This is a genomic window from Cellvibrio mixtus subsp. mixtus J3-8 (assembly GCF_000766945.1).
In the GTDB taxonomy this organism is placed as follows: Bacteria; Pseudomonadota; Gammaproteobacteria; order Pseudomonadales; family Cellvibrionaceae; genus Cellvibrio; species Cellvibrio mixtus_A.
This window is the reverse complement of record NZ_KN266208.1, coordinates 209,597-228,113: the sequence shown is the minus strand read 5'-3', so window position 1 is coordinate 228,113 and position 18,517 is coordinate 209,597. Positions and strand designations below refer to the sequence as shown.

Genomic DNA, 18,517 nt, shown 5'->3' with positions numbered 1-18,517 from the left:
ATTGGTTAGCGATTAAATAAAGAGGCACCCTGATTCATAGGGTGCCTTTTTATTTAAGGGGTTGGTGCTTTCGCAGCCTCTTTTACTTTAGTTTTCGTTTTAGTTTTTTTCTTCAGGTTTGCACCCAATTCCAATTTCAGTTTGTTATCTTTGTTAATACCGCCTTCGCGCGCAGCGGCCATTTTTATTTGGGCGGTATTAATGCCGGGTACCAGAACGACGTTATCGTAAACAATTTGCGCACGCTTATCGGCAAGCCGGATCAGATCTTCCTGTGTCACCACTTCGGTGGCAATCAATTTTTCTTTAATCGTTTTTACGTAGGTTAAGCGGTCCAGGTTTTCGTTTTCATCATCGCTGGTTTGGCTTTGTGCGCTCTTCTTCAGTTCGGTGAGACTGGGGGATAAACCGCTTTCTTCATAAAATTTTTCCAGAGTGGAAACATATTTACGGGAGCCGATATTGGCATCGGTTAAACCTTTAGATAGTTGTTCGCGCAATTTTGCATCAAATTTTTCTTCCTGCAATGCGGCAGTATCAAAGGCCGCAGAGTAAACACCAGGAATCGTAATTTGCAAATCCGGGCGCTTGATTAATGCTTCGCCAAGCTGTTTCACTTTCTCGCTCTGTGCGGGAGATAAATCGGTACGGCCTGCAAAAAAACTGATATAACCAAGGTCTTTGTTTTGCCCGACGCCCACAAGCCCTGCCAGGAAACGGAAAGGTGCAGCGGCTACATTGGTAATGAGTTTCCTGATGGCCGAGCGAACAGTTTTGCCGTAATCGAATTTGGGATCATCCACATTGCCTTCTACTGGCAGGTCGGTGCGAATGACACCGTCTTTATCTTTTAACAATGCAACGGCAAGGTCGAGTGGTAAATCTACCGCGCCCGGCTGCTCTACCTTTTTACCTAAAGCAAAATCGTGCAATACAATATTGTTTTTTCCACGCATCCGGCTTTCATTAATGTCATATTCCAAATCGAGGTCCATTTTTCCTTTGGCAATTTCACGGCCAGCGAATTTAATGGAGTAGGGTGAAAACTCGGAGATATCGATATTATTAAAGCTGATATTCATGCGCGTTTTCTGCGTGGGTTCCAACGGGAAAATTGCACCGGTCATTACCATTTCACCGTATTCACTAACCTGTCCTTCCAGCTTCACACTGGCGGGTGAGTGGCTGGTAGAATCCAGTGTGGAAATGCTGCCATTAATTTTTGCTACATCAGCAGAAAATGGTAGTGGTAACGACGCATCGGTAAATTTTCCGCTCGCGTTTTCAAAATCAATGCGGCCAATCAGATAGCTGAAACCATCAGATGATTTTGTTGCATCGGCGGCCGCTGCTTCTGGTGTCGCTGGCTCTGGTGTTTTAATAATTCGTGTTAATGTGTGTGTGCCATCGGCAAAAATATTAAAATCGGCAAAGGCCTGGTCGAAACGCATGCGACCAATATTTATTTTCTTCTCTTTCACATCCGCAATGATACGGCTGAGTTTTAATTGCGACCAGGTGAGAATGGTGTGACCAGAGGACTTTTCCTGTGCGCGGAAATTATCAATTTGTGCCGCCCCTTGAATTTTTATTACGTCGTCCTTTGACGTAATGCTACCCTCTGCGGCTAATTCGCCTTCGACAATTTCGATCGATGCATAAGGTTCAATAAACGTTTGCGCTGCCTTGGCCGGCAACTTTGCAATTTTGTAAGTGCCCTCGACATTTGCCAGTGGATTCAATTGCAATGTTGCGCTGGATTCAAATTGTCCCCCTTGTAAAGTAAAGCTTCCATTCGCTTCAATCGGCTGCTGTGCTTTGGTACTGAAATTTTTAATATCCAGCGCAATTTTCTCAACTTCAATTTGCGAGGGCGTGGTGGTGGATTCATCAATATAATGCAGGTTCACTCCCTTTACCGATAACAGGTTATTAACAACTTGCCAGGGTGAACCCTCGTTACTATTGTTGCTGTTTTCTGCAATTAACCGGGTGAAATTTAATTGACCCTGCGGCGATATTTTAGCCCAGACATCGCCATCGCTGAGCTGGATTTTTTGCAAATGAAAACTGGCTTCTGGCCATTTGAGTTCGCCACCGCTGAAGATGACTTGCTTTAATGCCGCTAAAGGTATTTTTTCCGGATGTTGATTCACTTTTAAATTCTGTACATTTGCTTCAATACCGGACAATACTATTTTCAGGCCAGATGTTTCAGGCTTATTAAGCGCGTAATGAAATTTTGCTTGCAGATTGGAGGTGGCAATTGCCACTTTAAAATCGTCTTTTAAATAATCGGCTAATGTTGTTAAGGCGGGGCCGACCAGTTTTACATCGCCCTGGCTCGCAAAGGGTGAGAGGCTGATATTACCTTGCCAGCTTAATTCAACCTGCGTGTTAGTTTTGAGCAACAGGGATTGTTTACCGGTAGCATTGGGCAGTGTGCTGAATTGGTTGATCTGGAATTCAATAGGCCCTAGCTGTGTTTCAAACCGGCTTTTAGGAACCTGGTCAATTATCTTTAATCGGCTGATTTGTAAACGGATATCTTCTATTTGTAAGCGTGGCAGGGCCGTGGGGGCAGCGGAACTTTCTGTAGTTTGGGCCGCTTTTTCACTGGCGATCCAATGGTTAATTGTTGCCGTAAAGTTATTTGATTTGGTATTAATACGTTTGAATTCACCATAAACACCCGTCAGGTGCGCTTCCTTAATGGTCCAGATTCCACCTAGGGAATCCCACAGCTGGACATTGATAAACAAGTTGTTAAATCCCAGGGGTTGCCCCAAATCCTTGCCGGAGATTTTTAAATTATTAATGGTCAGGGTCAGTGCATAAGGATTGATAGATATTCCATCCACATCCAGATTGAGCTTTAAGCGTTTGACCACCAGCTCGTCCAACTGGTTTTTGATAAGCATCGGCGCTACGACGGCTAACGCCAGGTTATAGATCAGGAAAAGCCCGAGTAACCATACCCAAGGTCTACGCCAGGATAACCAGGAGAGATATTTAATCGCTGTTTCTTTCATCATGAATAAAACCGAATCTGTTTTGGGACAGCCTTACAGCCGATACCGGAGTTCATCGGTGAACAGTATCAGACATTGCATCAGTGAGTCGTAAAAACACGTGCAGGTTCCCAGTCTAGCCGGATTAATGTCATTTAACTGTTAAGTCCGGCTTTTTTGCCGATAATTTACGGTGTAGCCATTGGAGGATTCTTGCGGTTCTGTACCGGATCAGGCAATGCTGCGCGCCGGATTCTGTATCGGAGGTTAATGCGTATAAATTTTATCAGGAGGGGCGCAGGCGATGAACTATAGCGGTTTGTCATCGCCTAAACAGAACGATGGTAAAGATACGTCTGTAAGGATTAACGAATCTAAGCATTTATAACCGTGATTGGTTTGGCTGCTTTTGAGTAAAGTAATGGTTTATTCTATTAATCAGATTAACAACTGCCCAGGATAATGAGGAACAATTATGAAAAAATATGCATTTGCACTGTCTGCGCTTTTATTGGCAGGTGCCCAATTTGCTCAGGCGGACGAATGTACTTTTGCTCTTGCCAGCACCGACGCGATGCAATTTGATCAAAAGTCCATTACCGTGAATAAAACCTGTAAGACCTTCACCTTGAATCTGACCCACACTGGCAAGTTGCCTAAAAATGTAATGGGCCATAATTGGGTACTGACCAAAGCAGCTGATGCCAAACCGGTTGCTGCTGATGGTCTTTCGGCGGGTATCGAAAACGAATACCTTAAAAAAGGCGATGAGCGTGTAATTGCCTTTACCAAAATCATCGGTGGCGGTGAAACAGCATCAGTGACTTTTCCGGTAAGCAAACTGAAAGCTGGGGAAGCCTATACTTTTTTCTGCTCATTCCCCGGTCACGTCGCCATTATGCAAGGCACCCTCAGCCTCGCACCGTAATTCATCTCTCGTCGCCCGCATGGAGTCTAACGAAATGCGGGTTTGCCCTGGTTTTTTTATCCGTTTCTTTATTAATCATTTCCGAAAAAATCATTCCATTGATAAATCGCGTTTATTGTTTTTTCGGCCTGCGAAGCAAATGCATCCGGATTTAAAATAATAAAATGATTTTGCGCCGGTTAATGCGCAATAAATACCACTGAATCAGTTCAATTTAATATCGGGCAACACGCTGGAACGAGTTCCGGGTTTGGGAAGGTTCAATGCATCACGATAAGTAAACACCATGGAAAATTTGGTGATATTGGTGGTGTTTCTCCCGGCTGCGTGAAATAAATTGCTATGGAATAGCAGCAAGTCCCCTTGCTTTAACGGAACCGGAATTGCTTGTTCTAATAACGTTTTATTGAGTTCAAGATCGGTGCGCAGAAATTGCAATTTATCCAATTGTTCACTATCAATTTCCAATTCTTGCGAGCCGGGAATTACCCATAAACAACCGTTTTCCTCCAGCTCATTACCTAGTGCTAACCATGCCGAAATTAGTTGCGGGCGCGCGAAATTCCAATAGCGGCTATCGCGATGCCAACCGGTACGGCTGGAATAAGCGGGTTGTTTGGTCATGATGCAGTTATGGTGGCATTGGGATAAAAACACATCGCTTCCCAATAGTTGTTGCAACGGCGCGCGTAATTTTTCAGCGGTTGCCCACTGCGCTAATAATGGATCGCGGGCATAGGCACTCAATAAGCGGCGCGCTGTTTTCCCTCCCTCTGCATCGCGTGAGTGAGGTGCTCCGGGGTATTGTGTATCGGCTTCGTATTCGATTGGTGCCGCATGCTTTTGTAATTCACCCTTGGCCAATTCAATAACCGCTTCGCAAAACCCAACTGATTCAAATTGCGGCAGAATCAGGAAGCCCTGGTTTTTGAAGTGCAGAATTTGTTCGGGGGAAAGCATCAGCAGCGGTCCTTGAAAACATTGAGCCAGGCAGGTTAGGCAGGTGATGCCTTTCAGTATAACACCATCCCCAAAAACCATGGCAGAAGGATTTGGCACCCTGTTGTGCCGCTCGGTGTAAAGCAACACCACCTGTATTAACTTTTACATTCCCGTGCGTGGTTTTGACGGGATCTGAAATTAAATTAATTGTTTTTTATAAGTTCACGCAGTGCATCTATCGCGAGTTGGTGATCAATTTCCTGTGCTAAACCGGAAACGGTTACTGTACCGATGATGCCGCTATTTTTTATCCGTATCGGAAATGATCCACCGTGCGCACAATATTCTTTGGGATCAATATGGGGTTGTGCTTCAAAATCGCGATTTTTGGCAGCGTTGTATTGCCCTTGATAATACGAGCTGTGACCAAAGCGCATCACTGATTGGCGTTTGCGTTTTATCCATTCGTGATTGTCTTTATTGGTGCCTGGCATGAAATAACTAAACAACACATGCTCAAATGCATAGACTTCAATCGCGATAGAGGCCGATAGTTTATCCGCGGCAAGCTTCAGTAAATTTCCCAGTTCCCACGCCGTCTGGTTATTGAAATGTGAGAATTGGATTTCATCTTCTTGCGCCAGTAATTCTTTTAATATGTCGTTGTTCATTATTGATACTTCGCGTGGGGTTTGTCGGGAGCATTAGTGCAGGGTTGTTGGCTATCGTTTTGGATATCAGAGTTGGTCGGTTTCTGATTTTACGGGAGGCGCTTTGCTGAATTTTGATTTAACTGCAATCAATAATCCCGACGCCGCAATAATGACCATCCCCACAACTCCCCAGCCATCGGGAGTGCTATCAAAAATAATCCACCCTAATAAACCGGCCCATAGTAACTGCAGGTAGGTCATGGGAGCGAGTACTGACGCAGGTGCGTAACGGTAAGCGAGAGTAAACAGGTAATGGCCGAGACCGCCGAACGTACCCATGCTGATAAACAGGATAATTTCTGTGGTACCGGGAGTTATGCCTTCCCAAAACCAGGGGAGTGCCAGGCCGAACACAATGGTGCCGATGAGGGCGGTGTAAAACAGCAGGGTGATGGCGCGCTCGGTGCTGGCAAGCAGGCGCGATAACACCTGGTACGCAGCATTGGCAACAGCGGCACCAAGGGCAAACACAATGCCCAATGCATCCAGCCCGCTACCGGGACGGGCTATTAACAATACGCCAATAAAACCGGTGACGACTGCTGCCCAGCCTAGCGTTCCTATATGTTCACCCAGCAAAGATCCGGCGAATAGTGCAATCAGCGTGGGAGCGAGAAAGTTAATCGCCGTGGTTTCTGCCAATGGCATGCGTTGCAGTGCCAGCCCGATACACAATGATGCCATCGTTAATACCGCTGCGCGCAAAATAACAAGGCCGGTGCGTTGGGTTGTAATCAGTTTGCTGGAGTGACGGGGGGCCAATATCACCAGCATCAACGCGCAATGCACTATGTAACGCATTGCCACCACGGTGGGGACGTTGTAGTGGGTGGTGAGGTATTTGGTTGTGCTATCCATGCAGGCAAATAACAGCAACCCTACCGCAGCGAGTAAAAAACCTTTGAGGACATTAGTGTGAAGCGGTATTAGGTGGGAGGTGGCCGGGTCATTCATTGAGCTAATCCAATCATTTCGCCAAAAAAACTTAGGCGACAGGTCTACAGCATAGATTAACCATAGCCGCTTGTGCGACCTTTCGATGTGAATAATATGACAAATTGCGCAAGGAGGATTAGGGCAGCTATGGACGTCGCTACCGTTTACAGAACTGTTTTGCCATACAAAACTACTTAAAGAGTTAAGTGACGACATCAGTGAGGGGTAATCTATATCCTCATAAAGTGCATTTTTTATTATCAAGAATGTAAGGTTAGGTTGCCAATTTTTGTCTGATAAATTGATTTGTTGGTGGCATTTTTGTAGTTTTCGGTGCTATTAATTTTATGTATACGTTTGCATTTAGAGATATTATTAATTTGTAAATGGTTTCATTTTTTTTCAATTTAAAAATTTAATGAAAATAAGTGTTTATTTGATGGGGATTAAAATCCTAAAAATATTGAATTTTTGGGATGTATTATTTTGTAGTTTGAAGTGGAGTTGGAATATTCGATGCGCACCCGGAAACGGGTTTTTGTAATCGGTTGCATGTGTTTTAGCGCGGGTTTTTCGCTATTGTCAGCTGTTTTTCAGGGGGATACATTGAGCCCGGTATTGACCGAATACCATTGCCGATTTTGAGGCGCTCCTTCACAGGGGCGCTTTTTTTTGCATGTAATATCGTTATTTTCGAGTGGCATACTGTTATTGACACATAGATAACGGCAATAAAAAAGGGGCCAATCAGCCCCTTTTTTGGTATTGCGTAAGAATCTAAAACTTGATGGTTCCCTGGACCGCAACACTTCTTGGGCGCTCGTAAAAGGCGTAGTAGCCTGAACTGGTACCGCTGGTTAATGTGGTTGCTACGGGCAAGCCATTGGCATATGACACGATTGATTCATCGGTCAGGTTTTTGCCGATTAACGCTAGTTCCCATTTGTCACCATTGCCACTAAGTGCAATACGTGCGTTGAGTTTTGTGTATGCCTCTTGTTCAAACTTGGGGTCCAGTGACGGGGTTGTCAGGTAATCATCGCTGTAAATGATGTCGAGCGTGCTAACCAGTTTTAAACCATTGTCGAAGCTAATTGTGTAATCAGCGCCCACATTGCCTTGTAACTCTGGGGTAAATTCGCGGCGTTTTCCGGTGGCGTCACAGATCGCATCACCTTCAGGGTCCGGCTGGCCAAAATAGCACTGTGAGTTTTTGAAGTCTGTGTATTCAAAATCGATGTAGGCAAATCCGCCACGGACCAGAACACTTTCTGTCGCGGCCCAGCGGCCATCCACTTCCAAACCTTGTACTACGGCTTCACCAGCGTTGGTGACGTTAAAGCTGAGGCTGCCGTCGAATTGGCTGGTTTGCATGTTCTCAAATTCCGAGCGGAAAATTGCTACGTTAAGTTCAGCGCCGCCATCAGCAAATAAAAACTTTCCGCCGATTTCAAAGTTCCTGACCTTTTCTTCTTCAAATTCCCAGGTGCCTTTAATGTCGGGTACCTTTCCATCCCGGTAGAAGGCATTGGGAGGAATAGTCTGGCCTTGATAAATACCACCTAATTCATCGGGTGCCGCGTTTGCCCGCACATCAAAACCGCCAGATTTGAAGCCGGTTGTGAAGCTGGCATAGAGCATATCTGTGCTGTTGATATCCTGCTGGAAAGTAATTGACGGGGTAAGGGCAGATTCATCGCGGTCGCCATTGATCGAATGTGGATCAATTTTGAACTGGCTCCAGATAAAGTTATAAAGATCGGTCGGTGCCCCCTGTGGCAGCGTAACGCCGGTATTGCTGATGTGATATTGGGTGCGACTGCCTTCTTTTTGTTCCGCTGTGTAACGGGCACCAAGGATAAGGCGCGAGACATCAGTAATATTCCAGGTCGCCTGGGCGAAAATCGCGGCAAGGTCGGTGTCCTGTTTAAAATTCCGCTCGGTGGAGGCGTTGCGCAATAAATTGGCTAACGAAGCTCCCAGCAATGGTGTAAAGGCTTGGGCGACAAAGCTATCGCCCGGAACGCGGATAGAGTCATGGAAATCCAGTGAGCTACTTTGGAAGAATAAACCGCCCAGATAGCTCACAGTTCGGTCTTCATCTGAGGCCAAACGCAATTCCTGGCTGACCTGGCTGTAATCCTCATCGGAAAGGATGTTAAAACCCGGCGCGCCAGTAAAGTCGCAATCACACAGTTCCTCGTAGTTATAGGCGTTGTAACCCGTCACTGATGTGAGGGTGTGCTCACCAAAGTCTCGCTCGATGGTCAGGGTGACGTTTTCAGTATCGTTATAACTGTAATCCCCGTTGGATTGGCGTTTCCAGTCGTGGGTGGTATCCAATAGATAATTTGCTTTGGTCAAGGCTGACAGTACATTCCTGTAGGCAACTGGCGTTACTAATTTACCGGTGGTTTTGTCATAAACAGGATTGGGGTTGTAAACCGCATTCACCACTTCGATATTGCGCCCATTGCTGTCAAATGAACCGTCTTCCGCTTTCAGGGTGATATCCCATGCATCATTGGGTTTCCATTGCAATGTGGCGCGAACGACGCGATTTTTATCGCCGGATTCATCGCGCTGGAGTGTCGTGTTCTCCATAAAGCCATCGATGCTACTCTCCAGAATTGCCAGGCGACCACCGAGGGTATCGGTGATAGGGCCGGAAAGAACCAAGCGTACATCTTGCTCGCCGTGCTCGGGCTCATACAAAGCTGTGAGTTTTGCTTCGAGCTCATCGCCCGGTTTTGCAGTGGTGATGCTGATTGCGCCTGCAGTAGAGTTTTTACCGAAGAGAATGCTTTGCGGGCCGCGCAATATTTCAACGCGCTCAAGATCCAGGAATGGTGCGCGTGATAGCTGCGCGCGGCCATAGTGGATACCATCCACAAATTGGGCGGCTGATTGCTCAAATCCCTGGTTAACACCGGAGCTGATGCCGCGAATCGCTATATTGGTACCGATACCGGTTTGGGTCATATTGAAGCTGGGGATGTAATCAGCAACACGTTCAATGCTGGTGATGCCCGAGCTTTCCAGTTTGTCGCTCGAAAGCGCATTAACAGAAACCGGCACATCGCGCAGGTTTTGCACACGTTTTTGCGCGGTAACCAGAATTTCTTCCAGTGCCGGTGAATTGTCTTGTGCAAATGCAGGGAGCGATGGAGCCAGGGCAATCGCCATTGCCAGAAGTTTATGTGTGCGTACTTTCACGGGTGGATCTCCTGAAATTTTATTGTGAATGTTGGGCGTGAAGTCTATTTTCCTTATAGAGGCAATAAATATTCACTAATTAATAGCTTAACGTGCAAAAAATACCAGTTCATGGCGGGATTTGCTGTAGCTATGGAATAAGGCTGGTACTTTTGGTGACGCAATTCTCAAAAAGTGGCTGTTTTGTCGTTTATTTACTCTTGCGCTGGCTTGTGGCGACGAGTATGGTGCCGCTTCGGAGTCGGCCCGACAGTCGCTCTGATGTTAACTGGATGCTTCTCTTGAGTGGTTTTCGGTGCATCGGGGAGGAAAGTCCGGGCTCCATAGGGTAGAGCGCCAGGTAACGCCTGGGGGGTGCGAGCCCACGGAAAGTGCAACAGAGAGTAGACCGCCTAAATTCCAGGTGCTTCGGCAAACCGGAGTCGGTAAGGGTGAAAGGGTGCGGTAAGAGCGCACCGCGCAACTGGCAACAGGCTGCGGCTAGGTAAACCCCGCTCGGAGCAAGACCAAATAGGCCCTCAATGATGCGACCCGTATCGAGGGCGGGTAGGTCGCTTGAGGCTGATGGTGACATCAGTCCCAGATGAATGATTGTCCACGACAGAACCCGGCTTACAGGCTGACTCCGATTTAATTCTGTGGTGTGTTTTGCGTTGTATGTGGTTTCCGCGTTGTATCAAGGTCGATATAGACCGAATCCTTCTATAAATCCTGAATTTTCACTGCAAAATAATTTGAAACTTAATGTTTTACATTAAGTTTGATTTCTATTGCTTTGATTTTGTTGTTTAAGTTGATTTTTGAGTTGTGTGAATCCTGTTATTTCCCGTCCTGTTTGCCGATATTTCCCGATTTTTCCCGTGAAATCGTGCGTATTTTCGCGCCGTGTTGCTTGACTTTGCGCACCCCCGACTTATAGTGAGCGTCGTGGGAAAAAGTGGGTAATTGTGGATTTTTGTGGAAATTAATCCTCTCAAGTGGTGAAAAGTGTTTACAGGTAGTCATTCCATCAGCATGGACCCAAAGGGTCGCATGGCGATACCGGCGCGCATTCGCGATTCGCTGGTGGCGTCCAGTGCTGGCCGGATTTGGGTGACTGCCCATATGTATGAACGCTGTTTACTCGTCTATTCCGAGCCTGAATGGGAGCCGGTTCTGGCCAAAGTTCAGGCATTACCTGCGGGCAATGAGCAGGTTCGCAAAATCCAGCGCCGGTTTATGGGCCAGGCGGTAAATTTGGAATTGGATGCGAACGGCCGTGTTCTTGTGCCACCCACACTGCGCGAGTTCGCGCATCTGGATAAAAAGCTGATGCTGGTTGGTTTGGGCAACAAATTAGAGCTGTGGAATGAAGATAGCTGGAATGCCCTGATGGACCAATCCGCCGACGGCGAAATGCCAGCCGAATTACAAAATCTTTCTTTCTAGGTAGCCGCGTGTCCGACTCACAACATATCACCGTACTCCTGAACGAGGCGGTAGCGGCACTGGTTACTGACACCTCCGGTTTTTATGTGGATGGCACCTTCGGGCGCGGTGGTCACAGTGGTTTGATTCTGCAATCCCTGTCAAATGACGGGCATTTGTTGGGAATCGATAAAGACCTGGCTGCGATAGCAACGGCCAATAGCCGTTTCGGGGCTGACAACCGCTTTGCAATTGCACACGGTTCATTTGCAGAGCTGGCCAGCCTTGTGGCGACTCGCGGGCTTAGTGGGAAAGTAAATGGTGTTTTATTGGATTTGGGGGTGTCTTCCCCGCAACTGGACGAAGCCGAACGCGGATTCAGTTTTATGCAAGATGGCCCGCTGGATATGCGTATGGATCAAACCCGCGGCCAAAGTGCCGCCGATTGGGTGAATACCGCCAGCGAAGAAGATATTACCTGGGTCCTGAAAGAATACGGCGAAGAGCGTTTTGCCAAACGTATGGCGAGAGCAATCGTAACCGAGCGCCAAAAAATGCCGTTTACGCGCACCAGGCATTTGGCCGAGGTGATTAAAGAAGCCAATCCGGCGTGGGAAAAAGGCAAGCACCCGGCAACGCGCGCGTTTCAGGCCATTCGCATCCAGGTGAATAACGAATTGGTTGATCTGGATTCCGTGTTGGAGCAGGCGCTGGAAGTATTGGCGCCCGGTGGGCGTTTGGTGGTGATCAGTTTTCACTCGCTGGAGGATCGTGTCGTTAAACGCTTTATTCGTCGCCAGGAGCAAGGTGATCCAATACCTAAAGGCCTGCCGGTGCGTGATGATCAATTAAATAAACGTATGCGTTCGCTAGGCAAGGCAATCAAGGCGAGCGATGACGAGGTAAATGCAAATGTACGTTCGCGCAGCGCGGTCATGCGTGTTGCAGAAAAGTTGTAAATCCCGGTTCTGTTAGGCCTTAGAAAGAACACAAAAAATCATCCGATAAACTGATAAGCCCCAGGGATTCCATGAACAGAAGTCATCCATCACAACAAAAGCCGCTATCACCCGGAGTGATCGCGGTGATTGCGTTGTTGTGGGTGGCCACGATCGCCTCCGCATTAGCTGTTGTCGCAACGACGCAAGTTGTTCGTCGCGATGTAAACAGCCTTGAAACCTTGCGTCGTGAAGCTGCCCAGCTGCAAGTGCAGTGGGGGCAATATTTACTCGAGCAAAGTACCTGGGCGGCTTATAGTCGCGTGGAAAATGCGGCAATTTCCGAACTGAATATGATGGCTCCGACCCCGGAAGATATGGTGATGATTTCCGGTAATAAAATCGTCGGTGAAAAAGGTAAGGCGATTATACCCGCGGCAGGTGGCCAATGAAGCGCACATCTGATCAATCACCGCGCAGCGATATCATTCGTCCGCAACGTAATTCAGCATTTGAGCCGCGCACGGCTCGCCCTGCAGTACAACCAAACCGCAAACCATTAAAAGTGGCGCGTTGGCGTTTTTATAGTGTTGGCGTAGTGCTGGCGATTCTGGTGGCCGTCCTTATTGTTCACGTTGCCAGCCTCCAGGTATTGCCTAACGCCGATAAAGGTTATGAATTCCTGCAAGACCAGGGTGAGTCGCGCACACTGCGCACGGAAACTATTCCCGCCTATCGCGGGGTAATTACAGATCGCAATGGCGATCCACTCGCGGTGAGCACACCGGTCTCTACCCTCTGGGCGAATCCAAAAATTTTATTGCAAGCTCCGCATCGCTGGGCGGACCTGGCGCGTGCACTCAATACTAATAAAGCAGAATTGGAAGCTCGCCTTGCGCGTTACGGCACTAAAGAATTTATGTATCTGCAACGCCAAATGTCTCCGGATGCTGCGCAAGCCGTTCTTGCATTGGATATTCCCGGTGTTTACGAACAAGTTGAATACCATCGCTACTATCCTGCGGGTGAAGTGGCTGCACATTTGGTGGGAATGACAGATGTAGATGATCGTGGCCAGGAAGGAATGGAGCTAGCTTACGATGCTTGGTTAACCGGTGAAAATGGTGCAAAAGAAGTATTAAAAGATTTGCGCGGGCGCACGGTTAAAGAATTGCGCCTGGTGAAAGCGGCGCGACCGGGGCAAAACCTGACGCTGAGTATCGATCTGCGTTTGCAATATCTCGCGCATCGCGAGTTAAAAAAAGCTGTTGAAGAAAGTGGAGCCGTTGCCGGCTCCATCGCCATTTTGGATGTGCTCACCGGTGAGGTGTTGGCGATTTCCAATTTGCCATCCTACAACCCGAATGATCGCGCACGTGCACGTGGGACAGGTTTGCGTAATCGTGTGATTACCGATTTGTACGAACCGGGCTCTACCGTAAAGCCCTGGGTAATTCTCGCCGCGCTGGAGAGCGGAAAATTCAAACCGGAAGATGTAATTGATACCAACCCCGGTTATTTCATGGTGGGTAGCAAACCTATTAAAGATCACCGCAATTACGGCGCGATGGATCTTTCCATGGCGATTGCCAAATCATCCAACATCGCGATGACTAAAATTTCTTTTGCGCTGGAAACCAATACGGTGCGCGATATGTTCGCGCGCCTCGGCGGTGGCCAACCCGTTGGAACAGGTTTTCCGGGTGAAGGAACTGGCAATATTCCCGTTTTAAAACCGCTACAAAAAATTGAGCGCGCTAATATTTCCTACGGTTACGCAATGACAATGACACCGCTACAAGTGGTACAAGCCTATGGTGTTATTGCATCGGGTGGCATCAAGCGCCCGGTATCCTTGTTGCGTGTAGATACGCCGCCCGAAGGCCAACGCATCGTCGAAAAACGGTACACCGAACAAGTAAAGGAAATGCTGAAGCGCGTGGTTGCCGCCGAAGGTACCGGTTCGCGTGCAAAAGCAATTTCTTATTCGGTTGCGGGTAAAACCGGTACTGCATTCAAGGCGGTAAATGGCCGTTATTCAAATTTACAAATTGCATCATTTATTGGGATGGCGCCGGTCGATAATCCACGCATTGTTGCGATGGTGATTATCGACGAACCCAAAGGTGCCGGTGTTACGGCGAATGGTGGTTATGTTGCTGCGCCAGCATTTTCCAAAGTGGCAGAAGATGCGCTACGTATGCTGCAGGTAACGCCGGATAATATTGGCAAGCCGGAAGAAACTACGCCACTGGTTGCCGAGCCTGCGAATAATGCTTCGAAAAAGCCGGCGGTCACGCAAACGGCGAGTAATGGGAGGTCAGACACATAATGACTATCTCCCATCATTTTGTTGCGCTCAAGGATTTATTGCCAGAACTTGATTTGGGCAACGCGGCCAATATTGCTGTGCGTAATTTGTGCCTGGACTCGCGCCAATTAAAAACGGGCGATGCATTTATTGCGATAGTAGGAATTAAAGTTGATGGCCGCGATTTTATCGCTAAAGCGATTGAATCAGGCGTTGCTGCAATTTTTGTAGAAGCTGATAAAAATTGGCAAGGTATTGATTGGCTGGGCAATGTGCCAGTGATCGCTGTAGAGAATTTACCTGAACAAGTCAGCGGTATTGCCGGACGTTTTTTTGCTGAGCCAAGTAAAAAAGTTCCGTTGATTGGCGTTACCGGCACTAATGGTAAAACAACATGCAGTTTGCTTGCCGCACAATTAATGGCAGGACTGCAACACAAATCCGGTGTGGTGGGCACTATTGGCTATGGCCTGGTGGACTCAACGTCTATTGCACCCGTGTCACAACAACTGGGCTTGCTGGCTTCCACTGGTTTAACCACGCCTGATCCAATTGCATTGCAGCGCATTCTTGCGGAGCTGGTAAATGCTGGTGCAAGTTCAATTGCGATTGAGGTCTCGTCCCACAGTTTGCAACAACAACGTGTTGCCGGTTTGCAATTTTCCCACGCAATTTTTACCAATCTCACTCAGGATCATCTCGATTATCACGGCGACCTGGTGAGCTATGGCAACGCCAAAGCAAAACTTTTACTGGTATCCGGATTGAAAACGGCAATTATCAATCTTGATGATGACTGGGCCAAAGCGCTACCAGCCAAAGCTCCTGAAAATGTAAAAATAATTAGCTATTCCACACGCGGTAATGCGGATGTTTACGCAAAAAACATTGAGCTGCACGCGACAGGTACTCGCGCACAGGTTGTTACTCCGTGGGGTGAGGCAGAAATTAATTCGCCATTACTGGGCGAATTCAATATTGGTAATTTATTGGCAGTGATTGCCTGTGTGGGCGATCAAGGTTACACCCTTGCACAAATGCTGCCGCTCATTGAAAAGCTTGAGCCGGCGCCTGGTCGTATGCAGTCGATTTCTGTTGATCCGGTAGTGCAGGAAATTCAAGTAATTGTGGATTACGCCCACACACCTGATGCATTGGAAAATACATTAAATGCAATTCACCAGCACAAACCGGGTCGTATCTGGACTGTATTTGGTTGTGGTGGTGATCGCGATAAAACCAAGCGCCCGCAAATGGGAAAAATTGCGGAGCGTTTGAGTGATTATGTCATTGTTACCAATGACAATCCTCGCTCTGAAGAGCCTGCCAGTATTGCTGCCGATATTTTACGCGGTATGAAAAGCCCCAGTGGTTGTCTCGTTATTGCTGACCGCGCGCAAGCCATCGATTTTGCAGTTCAGCAAGCCAGGGCTGGCGATATTGTTTTAATTGCGGGCAAAGGCCACGAGGATTATCAAATCTTTGCCACACAAACATTGCCGTTTAGTGACAGCAAGCATGCACGTATTTCCTTGCAGCGCCGCATCGCTAAGCGTGAAAGTCAAATTGAAGATACAAAAGGGGCGCAATCATGATCAAGCCTCTTTCATTAAAACGGATTGAAGAATTTATCAAGGCACAGTCATTGCAGCGTCCGGTGAGTGTGCAATGTTATGGTGATGCTGAATTTACTGCGGTTAATTCCGATACTCGCAACTTAAATGCAGGTGAATTGTTTGTCGCTATTCGGGGCGAGTTTTTTGATCCGCACCAATTTATCGAACAAGCTGTTGCTAAAAAACCGTGCGCATTGGTAGTAGAAAAATATTTTCCGGACATCGCTTTGCCCCAATTGGTCGTCAGCGATTCTATTCTGGCGTTGGGTCAAATTGCTGCGCTCAACCGTAGTTTGTTTACGGGCAAATTAATCGGTATTACCGGAAGCAGTGGCAAAACCACCGTGAAAACTATGGTGGCCAGCATTCTGGCTGAGTGTGGTGATACCCATGCGACCAAAGGCAACCTTAATAATCATATCGGTGTGCCTTTTACCTTATTGCAATTAACAGCAGCCAATGAATTTGCGGTAATTGAAATGGGGGCGAGCGGCCCGGGTGAAATTGGTTATTTGTGTTCACTTGCTAAACCGCAAGTCACCATGATCAATAACGTAATGCCCGCGCACATTGAAGGTTTTGGTTCCATCGAAGGTGTTGCTAAAGCCAAAGGCGAAATTTATGAATCGCTTGTTGCGGGAGCAACAGCGGTTGTAAATCTGGATGATCAATTTTCATCTTCATGGTTGGCGCAGTTGCGGAACCGCACAGTAATTTCCGTGAGCCTGCATAATAGCGATGCAAATTTTCATGCGCGAGCAATTGAGCTGAGCGATGCAGAAGTCAGCTTTGAGTTAGTTGCAGATACCAAAGCAACATCTATCACGCTGAACGCCCAGGGTGAGCACAGCGTACGCAATGCATTGATGGCAGCAGCTTGTGCTTTCGCAGCGGGCGCCAGCTTGCAACAGATCCAAACCGGGCTTGCGAATTTCGCACCGGTATCTGGCCGTATGAGCAAGCATGTTGGCGTTAATCAAGTACACATTATTGATGACAGCTATAACGCTAACCCCGGTTCGGTACGTGCTGCCATTGATGTGCTGGCGCAAAAAACTCGCGGTGTTTTAGTGCTGGGCGACCTGGCTGAATTGGGGTCAGACTCGGCACAGCTCCACGGTGAACTGGGTGATTACGCGCGCAGCAAAAAACTTCCCCATATTTTTACACTTGGCAACCTCAGCCAAAACGCTAGCCAGCATTTCGGTGAAGGCGCACAGCATTTTACTGATCGCGCCAGTTTGGTTGCACATTTGAAAACAATTGCCAGGGCCGATATGACTTTATTAATTAAAGGTTCGCGCAGTTCCAAAATGGATCTGGTGGTGCGTGAACTTTGCGACTCTGCAGGAGATACCCACTAATGCTGTACTGGTTGTCAGAATATTTACAAGAATACCTGCGCAGCTTTGCAGTGTTTCAATATTTAACGGTGCGTGCCATTTTTGGCGTACTGACGGCGCTCGGTTTTTCATTGTTGTTAGGTCCATGGTTTATTCGTCGCCTCACCGAGTTGCGCATTGGGCAAGCAGTGCGTACTGATGGCCCGCAAACCCATTTGGTTAAATCCGGTACTCCTACGATGGGTGGTGCATTAATTTTGTCGGCAATTTTTGTCAGTACTTTATTATGGGCCAACTTATCCAATCGTTATGTATGGGTGGTATTAATCGTTACGGGAATTTTTGGTGCTGTAGGCTGGGTGGATGATTATCGCAAAGTGGCCAAGCGTGATCCAAAAGGTTTGCCTGCGCGCTGGAAATATTTTTGGCAATCCGTTGCCGGTTTGGGTGCCGCCATTTTTTTATACATGACAGCGCAAAACCCTGCAGAAACACAATTGTTTATCCCTTTCTTTAAAAATGTTGCGCTTGATATGGGGATTTTTTACATCGTCTTTACTTATTTTGTGATTGTGGGAACCAGCAACGCCGTGAATTTAACGGATGGTTTGGATGGTCTGGCCATTATGCCCAGTGTCATGGTGGCGGGTGCGCTGGCGTTAATCGCATACCTTGCAGGGCATTCTCAATTTTCTGATTATTTAAATATTGCTTACATTCCCGGTGCCGGTGAGCTGGTTGTGTTTTGTTGTGCTTTGGTCGGGGCCGGTTTGGGCTTTTTGTGGTTTAACACATATCCCGCACAAGTATTCATGGGAGATGTTGGTGCGCTCGCCTTAGGTGCAGCGCTGGGATTAATTGCCGTAATTGTTCGCCATGAATTTGTACTGTTCATTATGGGCGGTATTTTCGTATTGGAAACAGTGTCGGTCATTTTGCAGGTTGCCTCGTTCAAGTTAACCGGTCGTCGTATTTTTCGTATGGCTCCTATTCATCACCACTTTGAATTAAAGGGCTGGCCAGAACCACGTGTCATTGTGCGTTTCTGGATTATTACGTTGATATTGGTTCTGATCGGATTGGCGACATTAAAGCTGCGCTAATCGTTTACATGTTTGCCCAGGTCAATAAAGCCTAACTGATTTAAAAGAGAGTT

General features: G+C 47.4%; 13 protein-coding genes and 1 other RNA gene. 9 read left to right on the top strand and 5 right to left on the bottom strand.

Going from position 1 to position 18,517, the window contains the following annotated elements; translation table 11 throughout:
• Positions 1-53: 53 nt before the first annotated feature.
• The gene (locus A596_RS11545) at positions 54-3,035 is read right to left on the bottom strand and encodes a DUF748 domain-containing protein (RefSeq protein WP_084128258.1); all 2,982 of its coding nucleotides are present in this window, start codon (positions 3,033-3,035) and stop codon (positions 54-56) included.
• A 451-nt stretch (positions 3,036-3,486) separates the two neighbouring features.
• Here A596_RS11545 and azu point away from each other — a divergent pair, with 451 nt between their 5' ends.
• A complete protein-coding gene (gene azu, locus A596_RS11540) occupies positions 3,487-3,939 on the top strand; it encodes an azurin (RefSeq protein ID WP_039914876.1) in 453 nt (150 codons plus the stop codon).
• Positions 3,940-4,143: 204 nt separating this feature from the next.
• Here the strand turns inward: azu and A596_RS11535 are convergent, their stop codons facing one another.
• The 4 genes from A596_RS11535 to A596_RS11520 form a co-directional block, all read right to left on the bottom strand.
• Positions 4,144-4,899, bottom strand: a complete 756-nt coding sequence (locus A596_RS11535) for a phytanoyl-CoA dioxygenase family protein (RefSeq protein WP_039915548.1) — start codon at positions 4,897-4,899, stop codon at positions 4,144-4,146.
• A 185-nt stretch (positions 4,900-5,084) separates the two neighbouring features.
• Positions 5,085-5,552, bottom strand: coding sequence for a heme-degrading domain-containing protein (locus A596_RS11530; protein WP_039914874.1), 468 nt, complete (start codon positions 5,550-5,552; stop codon positions 5,085-5,087).
• A 66-nt stretch (positions 5,553-5,618) separates the two neighbouring features.
• Positions 5,619-6,548, bottom strand: a complete 930-nt coding sequence (locus tag A596_RS11525; protein WP_052417446.1) for a DMT family transporter — start codon at positions 6,546-6,548, stop codon at positions 5,619-5,621.
• 759 nt (positions 6,549-7,307) lie between these two features.
• On the bottom strand, positions 7,308-9,746 hold the full coding sequence (locus tag A596_RS11520) for a TonB-dependent receptor (protein ID WP_039914872.1): 2,439 nt from the start codon (positions 9,744-9,746) through the stop codon (positions 7,308-7,310).
• 237 nt (positions 9,747-9,983) lie between these two features.
• Between A596_RS11520 and rnpB the strand changes: the two genes are divergently transcribed.
• The 8 genes from rnpB (at position 9,984) to mraY (ending at position 18,464) form a co-directional block, all read left to right on the top strand.
• Positions 9,984-10,377, top strand: an RNA gene (gene rnpB / locus A596_RS22155) — RNase P RNA component class A.
• 356 nt (positions 10,378-10,733) lie between these two features.
• On the top strand, positions 10,734-11,174 hold the full coding sequence (gene mraZ / locus A596_RS11515) for a division/cell wall cluster transcriptional repressor MraZ (RefSeq protein ID WP_039914870.1): 441 nt from the start codon (positions 10,734-10,736) through the stop codon (positions 11,172-11,174).
• Between the two features lie 8 nt (positions 11,175-11,182).
• Positions 11,183-12,112 (top strand): 16S rRNA (cytosine(1402)-N(4))-methyltransferase RsmH, encoded by a 930-nt coding sequence (gene rsmH, locus A596_RS11510; RefSeq protein WP_039914869.1) that lies wholly within the window; start codon positions 11,183-11,185, stop codon positions 12,110-12,112.
• 71 nt (positions 12,113-12,183) lie between these two features.
• Positions 12,184-12,543: a cell division protein FtsL gene (gene ftsL / locus A596_RS11505; protein WP_039914867.1), complete on the top strand. Its 360-nt coding sequence runs from the start codon at positions 12,184-12,186 to the stop codon at positions 12,541-12,543.
• On the top strand, positions 12,540-14,423 hold the full coding sequence (locus A596_RS11500) for a peptidoglycan D,D-transpeptidase FtsI family protein (RefSeq protein ID WP_084128256.1): 1,884 nt from the start codon (positions 12,540-12,542) through the stop codon (positions 14,421-14,423). The genes ftsL and A596_RS11500 overlap by 4 nt, the downstream gene beginning before the upstream one ends.
• Complete coding sequence (locus A596_RS11495; protein ID WP_052417445.1) at positions 14,423-15,997, top strand: UDP-N-acetylmuramoyl-L-alanyl-D-glutamate--2,6-diaminopimelate ligase; 1,575 nt, start codon at positions 14,423-14,425, stop codon at positions 15,995-15,997. The genes A596_RS11500 and A596_RS11495 overlap by 1 nt, the downstream gene beginning before the upstream one ends.
• Positions 15,994-17,382 carry a UDP-N-acetylmuramoyl-tripeptide--D-alanyl-D-alanine ligase gene (locus A596_RS11490; protein ID WP_039914866.1) on the top strand — a complete coding sequence of 463 codons (1,389 nt, stop codon included), beginning with the start codon at positions 15,994-15,996 and terminating at the stop codon, positions 17,380-17,382. The genes A596_RS11495 and A596_RS11490 overlap by 4 nt, the downstream gene beginning before the upstream one ends.
• Positions 17,382-18,464 (top strand): phospho-N-acetylmuramoyl-pentapeptide-transferase, encoded by a 1,083-nt coding sequence (gene mraY, locus A596_RS11485; protein ID WP_039914865.1) that lies wholly within the window; start codon positions 17,382-17,384, stop codon positions 18,462-18,464. Before A596_RS11490 ends, mraY begins: the two co-directional genes overlap by 1 nt.
• Positions 18,465-18,517: the final 53 nt, after the last annotated feature.

What these genes read in the sequence shown, in the direction of transcription:
- A596_RS11545 (WP_084128258.1), bottom strand. Translation starts at nt 3,035, where the DNA reads ATGATGAAAGAAACAGCGATTAAATATCTCTCCTGGTTATCCTGGCGT.
- azu (WP_039914876.1), top strand. Translation starts at nt 3,487, where the DNA reads ATGAAAAAATATGCATTTGCACTGTCTGCGCTTTTATTGGCAGGTGCC.
- A596_RS11535 (WP_039915548.1), bottom strand. Translation starts at nt 4,899, where the DNA reads ATGCTTTCCCCCGAACAAATTCTGCACTTCAAAAACCAGGGCTTCCTG.
- A596_RS11530 (WP_039914874.1), bottom strand. Translation starts at nt 5,552, where the DNA reads ATGAACAACGACATATTAAAAGAATTACTGGCGCAAGAAGATGAAATC.
- A596_RS11525 (WP_052417446.1), bottom strand. Translation starts at nt 6,548, where the DNA reads ATGAATGACCCGGCCACCTCCCACCTAATACCGCTTCACACTAATGTC.
- ftsL (WP_039914867.1), top strand. Translation starts at nt 12,184, where the DNA reads ATGAACAGAAGTCATCCATCACAACAAAAGCCGCTATCACCCGGAGTG.
- A596_RS11500 (WP_084128256.1), top strand. Translation starts at nt 12,540, where the DNA reads ATGAAGCGCACATCTGATCAATCACCGCGCAGCGATATCATTCGTCCG.
- A596_RS11495 (WP_052417445.1), top strand. Translation starts at nt 14,423, where the DNA reads ATGACTATCTCCCATCATTTTGTTGCGCTCAAGGATTTATTGCCAGAA.
- A596_RS11490 (WP_039914866.1), top strand. Translation starts at nt 15,994, where the DNA reads ATGATCAAGCCTCTTTCATTAAAACGGATTGAAGAATTTATCAAGGCA.
- mraY (WP_039914865.1), top strand. Translation starts at nt 17,382, where the DNA reads ATGCTGTACTGGTTGTCAGAATATTTACAAGAATACCTGCGCAGCTTT.